Here is an 8,147-nt window from a genome sequence, read left to right on the forward strand (position 1 = left end):
CCCCCCAGTACGCGCAGCTCGAAGAACTGCAGAAGACCTACGGGGGACGCGGCTTCACGGTCCTGGGTTTCCCCTCCAACCAGTTCATGCAGGAACTGGGCAGCGAAGAGAAGATCGAGGAATACTGCTCCACCACCTGGGGCGTGACCTTCCCGATGTCCCAGCGCGTCCGGGTCAACGGCAAGAACGCCGACCCCATCTACCAGCAGCTCACCGAGTTCCCGAAGGAGGAGAACGGCAAGAACGGCCGTATCACCTGGAACTTCGAGAAATTCGTGGTGGGCCCGGACGGGAACGTGTACCGCTTCAGCCCACGGACCACGCCGGACGCGCCGGAAGTCATCGCCGCCATCGAGGGCGCGCTCCCGGAGTGATTGGGGCTATCTTGAGGTGAATGACAGTTACCTCGGAGGCAGATTTACGGGGATGCGCAGGTGAAACCGCCGCGAAGAGGGTGCTGTCTCCCGTAACATGGTCGGGGACAAACACCATCTACCACTGAGGTTGGAAAGCAATGGCAAATGATTTTGGAACCGCGTACACCTATGTTGACCCGGAGACGGGGGAGACGGTCTCCGTGTCGGGGGCGGAGGGACACCACGACCAGTTCGGCGTCCTGATGAATGAGGCCACGGGGAACGGATGGGTGTTCGAGTGCCCGCAGCAGACCCACAGGGAGGCGGAGTTCGCCATCGAGACCCTGCAGTCCAAGCGTCCGGGCACCGTGTTCCAGATCGTGGAGCTCTCGCCGGCGGCGACGGAGTAGGCCCCAGGGGCGACCGCTCGCTGGACCTGCGGGGATGATCCCGGAGTGTGGGGGTGGGTGGGAACCGGGGCGGCATTCTTCTCCCCTTCGGAGGGGAACATGCTGTCCTGCACGTTTGCGTGTCGTCGTTGTGGTCTCGTGTAGGCTCAGATAATAGAGAGCACCGATCACTAAATGAGGTTCCGTCATGAGACCTGCACATGGGTGTCTGCCTGACCATTGTCAACGCGACAGCGGGGACGCCAGATGGGTCCGGGGGTTCCGAGGCAGGGAGACGGGGACATGAGCACTGTCTACATTTGGACCGTTAGTCTGCTGTTGTTCGCCAGCGAGGTGATCCTGATGGCCGCCATCGGCTATGCGGCATGGCGGTTGGCGGGACGTGGTGCTTTGGGCTGGGTCGCGGCAATAAGCGCCGTAGTGGCGGCCTGCGTGGTGTGGGGCCTGTTCGCGGCACCGGAAGCCACATTCGAGCTGACAGCGGTCCGCTATTCGGTGAAGATCGGCCTGTACTGCGGTGCCTCCGCGCTGCTCGCCATCGCTGGTGTCCGCACGCGGTCGGTGCTGGGGTTCGTGGGATTCTCGCTCGTGATCAATGTACTGGCGCTCCTTCCTCCCGTGGTCGACGCCGAGCTGTAGGACGACGGACCCTCCAGGCAGGTACCGACAGTGCACCCCACCTGCTGCGTGACGGGCCTACCGTGGAAGACATGACCTCCAACGACTTCCAACAGGATTTTCCGACCGGGGAGAAGAACGACGCCCTCGCTGAGTACTTCGTGGGCCAGAGCTACCTCGCCCCGCTGACCGGCGGCAGCGCCCCCGTCAACAACGTCACCTTCGAGCCCACCTGCCGGAACAACTGGCACATCCACCACGGAGCCGGGGGCGGTGGCGACCAGATCCTGCTCTGCACGGCGGGCAGCGGCTGGTACCAGGCTGAGGGGCAGGCCGCCGTCAGCATGGAACCGGGAACGGCGATCAGGGTCCCGGCCGGCGTGAAGCACTGGCACGGGGCGAAGGCGGATTCCTGGTTCTCCCACCTGGCATTCACCACACCCGGCGATGACGTGAGCAATGAGTGGCTCGAGCCCGTCAGCAACGAGGAGTACGGGCAGCTGCCCGCCTGAGGAAATTGGGCGCAGCTGGATGTAGTTCTCCATGAGATTGTGTCACAACACTACCGTTTTCGGTATAGTTGTGACATGGCCGCAACGGCGAAGTACAGGGACATCGTGCGAGAGATCGCGCTCGATCACTACGGGTACGTGACAACGGGTGAAGCTGAAGCGGCTGGAGTTCCAGCAGTCGAGCTACCAAAATTGGCCGCGCGCGGTGGATTGGAAAACATTGGTTACGGGCTCTACCGCGTCCCCGACATTCCCCCAACGCCCTTCGATCAGTTCGCGGAGGCGCTCCTAAGGATGGGGGAGGGCGCATACCTGTACGGGGAGTCGGTGCTGGCGCTATTCGATCTCGCCGTGGTTAACCCTCGCCGCGTCAAGGTGGCCGTACCTCGACGCACCCGTTCGAAACTGCCGGCATTCATCGAACTGACCCGGGCAAGAGGTAAGGCGCGCACAACCCTCTACGAGGGGTTGGCGGCACAACCGGTGGCTGACGCAATTCTTGAGTGCCGGAGCCGTATCGAAACTGAGCGACTCCTGAACGCGGCCGAACAGGCACGCGGTGAGGGGCTATTGACCACAACGGAGTGGCAACGGGTCCAGAAGGGACTTCAGACGTGAGCTACTCGGGCATGCCTACGACTGTGCGCTCGCTGGAGCAGCGTATTCGTAACGTGGAGGGTGATGACGGATTGGCTCAGCGGCGTCGTATTGCGATGGCGCTGGTGGTGACCGGACAGATGCTTCCCGAAGGGACGATCAAAGGCGGCAGTGCGATGGCGTTGCGCTACGGGCGGGAGACGCCCAAGCCTGTGGCAATCATGCGCTCCGATCATCAGATCGCGCAGAAGCTCCATGCCGCCACGGAACAGGGAGGCGAGAGAGCGCATGACCTTGTCGACCTCCAGCTCCTAGTCAGAGGTGAGGATCTCGATCTCAATCAGGTGGCCGCGACGTGTGCTCGACTCTTCGAGTACCGGCGTCAGCAACACTGGCCGCCAACCCTCGAAGCCGGGAAACATTGGGATGCTCTCTATGCCGAAGCTGCCGACGGGCTCGGTGTACTACCCACGGTCGACGACGCAGTAGCTCGGACCAACGAGTTCATTCAACGCATTGCAGCCGTGGGAGACTGAACCGCCGCCCCGTCCATCAGTCCGTAGGCCACGGGCAGAGGAGCCGGGACCGCTTCAGCCCCTGCCGCACAAGAGTCGAACCAACCGGCTCGGGGAGTACACGCCTGATCCACCGGAGTGTTCTCCGTGAAAGGCGGCACCTCCCTCGAAGCCGCATCATCGCTGGCCACAGGATCAAGTATTGTCGTCACATCTCCTATCGTCATAAATTTCAACAATGGTAGATCAAGACTATCGTGCCTCACCAGTAGCTGGTACTTGCCTGCCTCGGCCTCCCATGTCCCGGTCCGCACGTCGAAACTGCGGAACGTCCGGTCAGTGAAATCCAGCAACTCCCGGGGGAGTACGTTACGACCTTCTACCGTAAGCGGGATCTCCCGGCCGCTGCCTGAGTCGCCCGCGTCAGGGTGGAATCGGCGGTGGAAACCACCCCTGGGCGGGCGACGCGGAACCGCCGCAGGACACTGCGGAACTACCCGCAACGGCGACACCCCGGGGGATATTCTCCCAGCGCACAGCGGCTCCCATCCGCGCTCCAGCGGTTGCCGACCCCACCAAGGTCACCCTATGATCCCCCCATGACGTTCAAGAAAACCGGCACATCCCGGTTCACCGCCATGCTGCTGTGCACCGCCTCCGCCGTGACCCTCTCCACCCACGCCATCCCCGCCGCCGGGGCGCAGGACGATACCGCACCGGACGGGCAGACCGCCTGCACCCCCTCCGACACCATCGCCTTCATCGACGCCTACGACCGGATCGTCGACGAACTGGCCGGGGACATCCCCGCAGAGCTCAAGGGCCAGTTCGACACCAATGCCGACGCCATGCGCGGCGCGATCGTGAACACTGACGTCGCCTACGTCGACGTATCGCGGCAGGCCAGCGCCATCAACGAGACCGCCGAGGAGAATGCCGACCCCTACGCGAACTTCGCGGTGTCCCGCCTGGACAAGATCCGCAACGGGGACGCCAGTGCCCGCGTGGCCGTCGAGGACCTGACCCTCGGTGAGGTCACCGAGACCATCGTCCTGGGCCTCTACACGTTCACCGTCCCGCTGGAGACCGTCGCGCAGTCCGTGCCCGCCATCGGACCGGTCCCCGGTCTCGAGGGTGTCGCCACCCTGCCGCTGATCGGCAGCTACGCCACCATCGGCGGCTTGGCGAAACTGCCGTTGCAGTACGGTGCGCAGGGCATCCGGGCGCTGGCGGACGTGGCACAGAACCAGCTCGCGAACACCTGCTGGAAAGGCGAGGACGCGCCGTCCGACGAGGAGCGCCTGTCCGGTGGCGCCAACCCCGTCGTGCCCGTCCAGCCCGCCGAGCGCGGCAAAGCCGCCGCCATGGAACTCGGGGAGAACTGCACCCCGGCGTCGCAGGAGAACATCAGCCAGGCCATCGACCGGGCCGCCGACGGTGTGCGCCCCCAGGTTCCCGCCGGCCAGGAGGGTGCCTTCGACGCGGAGGTCGCCCGCCTGCAGGCCAATGCCGCGAACGCCAGGATCACCGACAACTTCATCCCGCGCGACGCCGAGGAGATCAACCCGGTCCTGGCACTGGTGGAAAATCCGCTGCTGAACTTCGCGGCCGGCGCGATCACCGGGGACATGACGCGCTCCACCGCGGTGGCGGACCTGACCATCGGGAACTCGGTGGACTACGCCTACATCGTCGAGGCGCTGACCTCACTGATCATCGGTGAGGTCTGGGGGGCGACCGTGCCGTCCACACCGAACCCGGTCAACGGCCGGAGCTACACCAGCGTCCCGAACTTCCCGAACGCCGCGTCCTACCTGACCACCACCGGCCTGGGCGTGTACGAGAACGTGACCGACACGATGTGCCTCACAGGGACCGAGGACGAGTGATCAAGTACACCGACACCATCCTCGACTGCCCCGACCCGATGGCGTTGGCGGCGTTCTATGCCGCGGTGATCGGGACGGATGTCGAGGAACGCAGCGACGACTTCTGGGCGAGCATCAGCCTCGGGGGCATCGCGCTGGCCTTCCAGCGGGTCGATGACTACGTCCCGCCGACGTGGCCCGGAAGTGAGACGCCGAAGCAGTTCCACCTGGACTTCGAGGTCGACGAGTTCGGGCCGGAACGTGAGCGGATCGTGGCGCTCGGCGCCACCCTGCAGAAGAGCTACGTCCATGATGACGGCTACGGCTGGGAAGTCTTCACCGACCCGGTGGGTCACCCGTTCTGCCTGTGCCGGAACAAGGGCGTTGTCTGGGAATGAGCTGGCCTCAGGCCCGTGCTCCCCTCCGGTCCCTCGCTGCGGCGACCCCGACCAGCACCAGTCCCGCAGCGACCCAGGCGAGTAGCACCCACACTGGCTGGGCGATCGCGGCACCGTCGAAGAAGGCGATGGAGCGGGTCGCGTCGCCCGCTGCACCGATGGGCAGGAACTGTCCGATCGCGCCCCACGGGGACGGCAGCCACTGCCAGCCGGTCGCGATGCCGGACAACGGGTTCGAGATCAGGATCGTGAACAGGGCGCCGAGACCGATCCCCGGCATCCCCAGCAGCGCGTGGAGCCCCATCACGACCATCGACGTCCCGGCGATGCCCAGGCCCAGGATGCCGGACAGCGCCCAGTAGTGCCCGTCGAAGGTGCCGAAGCCGTACTGCAGGATTGCCCCGATCGCCAGGCCGGCCAGCCCGGCGAACACGAGCACGCCGAGGATCCGCATGCCGTAGTGCTTCTTCATCGTCAGCGACAGCAGCACCGCGGAGATGATCCCGCCGAACGCGAGCGGCAGGGCGAGGACGCTCAGGCCCGCGGCATTCGGGTCGTCCTCGGTGGTGGGGGCGACCTCCTCGACCGTGACGTCCTGCCCCTGCGCCTCCAGTCCGGACGCGATGCCGGTGAGCAGTTGCGCGTAGGGCTGGCCAGCGGCCGTCGCCGTGTAGACGGTGGCGCCGTCCGGTCCGACGGCGATCGCACCGATGGCGTCGCGGTTGGCCACGGCATCGCGCGCGGCATCGGGGGAGTCGTGCGTGGCGACGTCGAACGCGCCGGGTTGCTGCTGGTCCAGGGCGCCGGTGACCTGTTCCACGGCGGGTGCGGGCCCGGCGACGGCGAGCGGCAGGTCGGACGGTCCGGAGTTGTACTGCGGGGTCAGGAACGCCAGCAGCATCAGGGTGAGGATGCCGACGAGGCCGACGATGATCCCGCCGAGCTTGCCCCACAGCTTCGGGTCGGTGGGTTCGGTGGATTCGGTCGCGGCGGTGTCTTCGGGGGTTGCCGTAGTCATAAAACGGATCATAGTGTTCCACTTATTCGGTGGCAAGCCCCCGGGTAGGATCATCCACGGAACAGGCTGGAACCGGACGGAACAGGCCGGGACGAGGAGGCAGGACGATGCGATCGGACGCACGCGCGAAACGACGCGCCCTCCTGGACGCCGCCTGGACACTGTTCGCCAACCAGGGCCCCGAGGTGTCCATGCGCACCGTCGCCGCTGAGGCAGGGGTGGGGATCGCTACGTTGTACAGGCATTTCCCCACCCGCGACGACCTGATCATCGGGTTGGTCGAGGACATGCTGGAACGCGTCCTCGCGATTGTCGAACGCTTCCGGGACGACTGGGACGGCAGCTTCGCGACGTGGAGCTCGTTCGTCCACGAACTCGCCGGTCTGGGACTCGCAGCGGTCGCCGAAAGGACCATCGCCGTGACGGAGATGGACGGGCCGGTGTGGACGAACACCGAGCACCTGCGCCGGGACCTCACCGACGGCTACAGCTCGATCCTGCGGCTAGCCTCCGAGGCGGGATTCGTCTCCGCCGACCTGTCGCCGTGGCGCTTCCACCTGGGAGTCGCGATGATCTCCCGCCCGATCCCGGAACGCGCCGACTACTTCGCACCCGGACAGGCCGGGTGGCTCGTGGACAACTTCATCAGCGGGCTCGTTGTCAACGCTGGAGGGGGAAGCGCCGGAACGCCCTCGTGATGTCTTTCTCGGCCGCTGCACTCAGTGGCCGGAACGGTTCCGGCGTGACGCGGGTGGGTTTCTTCGGTCCCGACTTCGGTGCGGTCCACGTCGCGATGAGCTTCCCGCCGCGCACCACCGTTTTGCGGAACACCCCGCGGTTACCGGGCGCGACCTGCTCGTGGTGGTCGTCGGTCATGAACGCCAGGCGGTCGCGGTAACCCAGCACGATCTCGTCGAAGGCGGGCAGCAGGAACGTCCCGTGCGCCTTCTTCTTGAGCGCGGCGATCTCGTCGGGCAGTCCAGGACGGTGAAGGCGTCCGTCCCGTTCCTCCACGTCGGTGATGTCACCGGCGGCATCCTTGATGAGCTTCTGCGGCAGCTTCGTCCACCACGCGAAGTCCCGCAGGTCCGCCGGACCGTGACCGTGCAGGTAGCGGCGCAGCAGTTCCGCGGTGGCGGCGGTGCGGTCCCCGTTGAACCTGCTCTCCAGGTCCCCGTCCGGTAACCAGCCCTCGGCGGCAACAATCAGCTGGTCGGCGCCGCGGAACGGGCCGTAGACCGCGGTGCCGTGCAGCATCATGTCGCGGATCATCAGGTAGCGGAAGCCGTTGTCGTCCGGAAGCTCGTGGCGCACCCACAGCTCGCCGGCCTCCTTCCGGCTCATGCCGGTGGGGTGCTCGGCAAGCAGGTCGTGGGCGGTGTTCACGTCGGACGCGGTGAGCCCCAACTGCTCCATACGCCGTCCGGATTCCCTGCGCTGCTGGCCCGCGCACAGTTCGGTGATCCAGCGGGCGTCCCCGGCGGCCATCGCGAAGACGGTGGAGCGCATGGGGTAGCCGCGGACGAGGTGCCCGTCATTGAACGCCTCGGTGACCTCGTCGTAGCTGCCGCCAGAAACCCGCAGTGCAATGGAGCTCATCACCCCGGTGAGGTCCTGCCCCTGCATCGGGCCCATCGTGGACAGGACCTGGTGCGGCGAATCGGCGGTGGGATTGACCAGCCCCTGGGCGACCAGGCGGGCTTCGACGAGGGCAGGGTTGACCATGCGCTCAAGGATAGGTGTGGATCCTGCTCTTCATTGGAATCAACGCTTGTGCAGGCACGGGAAGGGCCGGGAATGCGTATGTAATCTCCCAGGACATCGGTGACACTTCTAGATCAGGACATCGGTAACA

The 8,147-nt window shown here is 65.7% G+C and carries 11 protein-coding genes; 9 read left to right on the plus strand and 2 right to left on the minus strand.

From position 1 onward, the window contains the following. From ACTIL2_RS14700 to ACTIL2_RS14735, 8 genes are all read left to right on the plus strand, one after another. Nucleotides 1–374 (plus strand): glutathione peroxidase (locus ACTIL2_RS14700; protein ID WP_442338224.1); only part of this gene is annotated, 374 nt, incomplete at its 5' end. 140 nt (nt 375–514) lie between these two features. After that, entirely contained in the window at nt 515–766 is a 252-nt protein-coding gene (locus ACTIL2_RS14705) for a hypothetical protein (RefSeq protein WP_442338225.1), read from the plus strand. A gap of 282 nt (nt 767–1,048) precedes the next feature. Then, nucleotides 1,049–1,405 carry a DUF2568 domain-containing protein gene (locus tag ACTIL2_RS14710; protein ID WP_442338226.1) on the plus strand — a complete coding sequence of 119 codons (357 nt, stop codon included), beginning with the start codon at nt 1,049–1,051 and terminating at the stop codon, nt 1,403–1,405. Nucleotides 1,406–1,476: 71 nt separating this feature from the next. Beyond that, nucleotides 1,477–1,896 carry a cupin domain-containing protein gene (locus ACTIL2_RS14715; RefSeq protein WP_442338227.1) on the plus strand — a complete coding sequence of 140 codons (420 nt, stop codon included), beginning with the start codon at nt 1,477–1,479 and terminating at the stop codon, nt 1,894–1,896. Nucleotides 1,897–1,971: 75 nt separating this feature from the next. Continuing rightward, the gene (locus tag ACTIL2_RS14720; protein WP_442338228.1) at nt 1,972–2,514 is read left to right on the plus strand and encodes a type IV toxin-antitoxin system AbiEi family antitoxin domain-containing protein; all 543 of its coding nucleotides are present in this window, start codon (nt 1,972–1,974) and stop codon (nt 2,512–2,514) included. Then, on the plus strand, nt 2,511–3,029 hold the full coding sequence (locus ACTIL2_RS14725; protein ID WP_442338229.1) for a nucleotidyl transferase AbiEii/AbiGii toxin family protein: 519 nt from the start codon (nt 2,511–2,513) through the stop codon (nt 3,027–3,029). Before ACTIL2_RS14720 ends, ACTIL2_RS14725 begins: the two co-directional genes overlap by 4 nt. A gap of 578 nt (nt 3,030–3,607) precedes the next feature. Beyond that, entirely contained in the window at nt 3,608–4,897 is a 1,290-nt protein-coding gene (locus ACTIL2_RS14730) for a hypothetical protein (protein ID WP_442338230.1), read from the plus strand. Next, complete coding sequence (locus tag ACTIL2_RS14735) at nt 4,894–5,274, plus strand: VOC family protein (RefSeq protein WP_442338231.1); 381 nt, start codon at nt 4,894–4,896, stop codon at nt 5,272–5,274. The genes ACTIL2_RS14730 and ACTIL2_RS14735 overlap by 4 nt, the downstream gene beginning before the upstream one ends. Nucleotides 5,275–5,281: 7 nt before the next feature. On the opposite strand, the gene ACTIL2_RS14740 is transcribed toward ACTIL2_RS14735, so the two are convergent. After that, nucleotides 5,282–6,292 (minus strand): ABC transporter permease, encoded by a 1,011-nt coding sequence (locus tag ACTIL2_RS14740; protein WP_442338232.1) that lies wholly within the window; start codon nt 6,290–6,292, stop codon nt 5,282–5,284. A gap of 107 nt (nt 6,293–6,399) precedes the next feature. Here ACTIL2_RS14740 and ACTIL2_RS14745 point away from each other — a divergent pair, with 107 nt between their 5' ends. Next, on the plus strand, nt 6,400–6,990 hold the full coding sequence (locus tag ACTIL2_RS14745) for a TetR/AcrR family transcriptional regulator (RefSeq protein WP_442338233.1): 591 nt from the start codon (nt 6,400–6,402) through the stop codon (nt 6,988–6,990). Here ACTIL2_RS14745 and ACTIL2_RS14750 read toward each other — a convergent pair. Beyond that, nucleotides 6,953–8,017 carry a winged helix DNA-binding domain-containing protein gene (locus tag ACTIL2_RS14750; protein WP_442338234.1) on the minus strand — a complete coding sequence of 355 codons (1,065 nt, stop codon included), beginning with the start codon at nt 8,015–8,017 and terminating at the stop codon, nt 6,953–6,955. The two genes, ACTIL2_RS14745 and ACTIL2_RS14750, sit on opposite strands and share 38 nt — an antisense overlap. Nucleotides 8,018–8,147: the final 130 nt, after the last annotated feature.

The organism is Corynebacterium sp., from assembly GCF_052107835.1.
In the GTDB taxonomy this organism is placed as follows: domain Bacteria; phylum Actinomycetota; class Actinomycetes; order Mycobacteriales; family Mycobacteriaceae; genus Corynebacterium.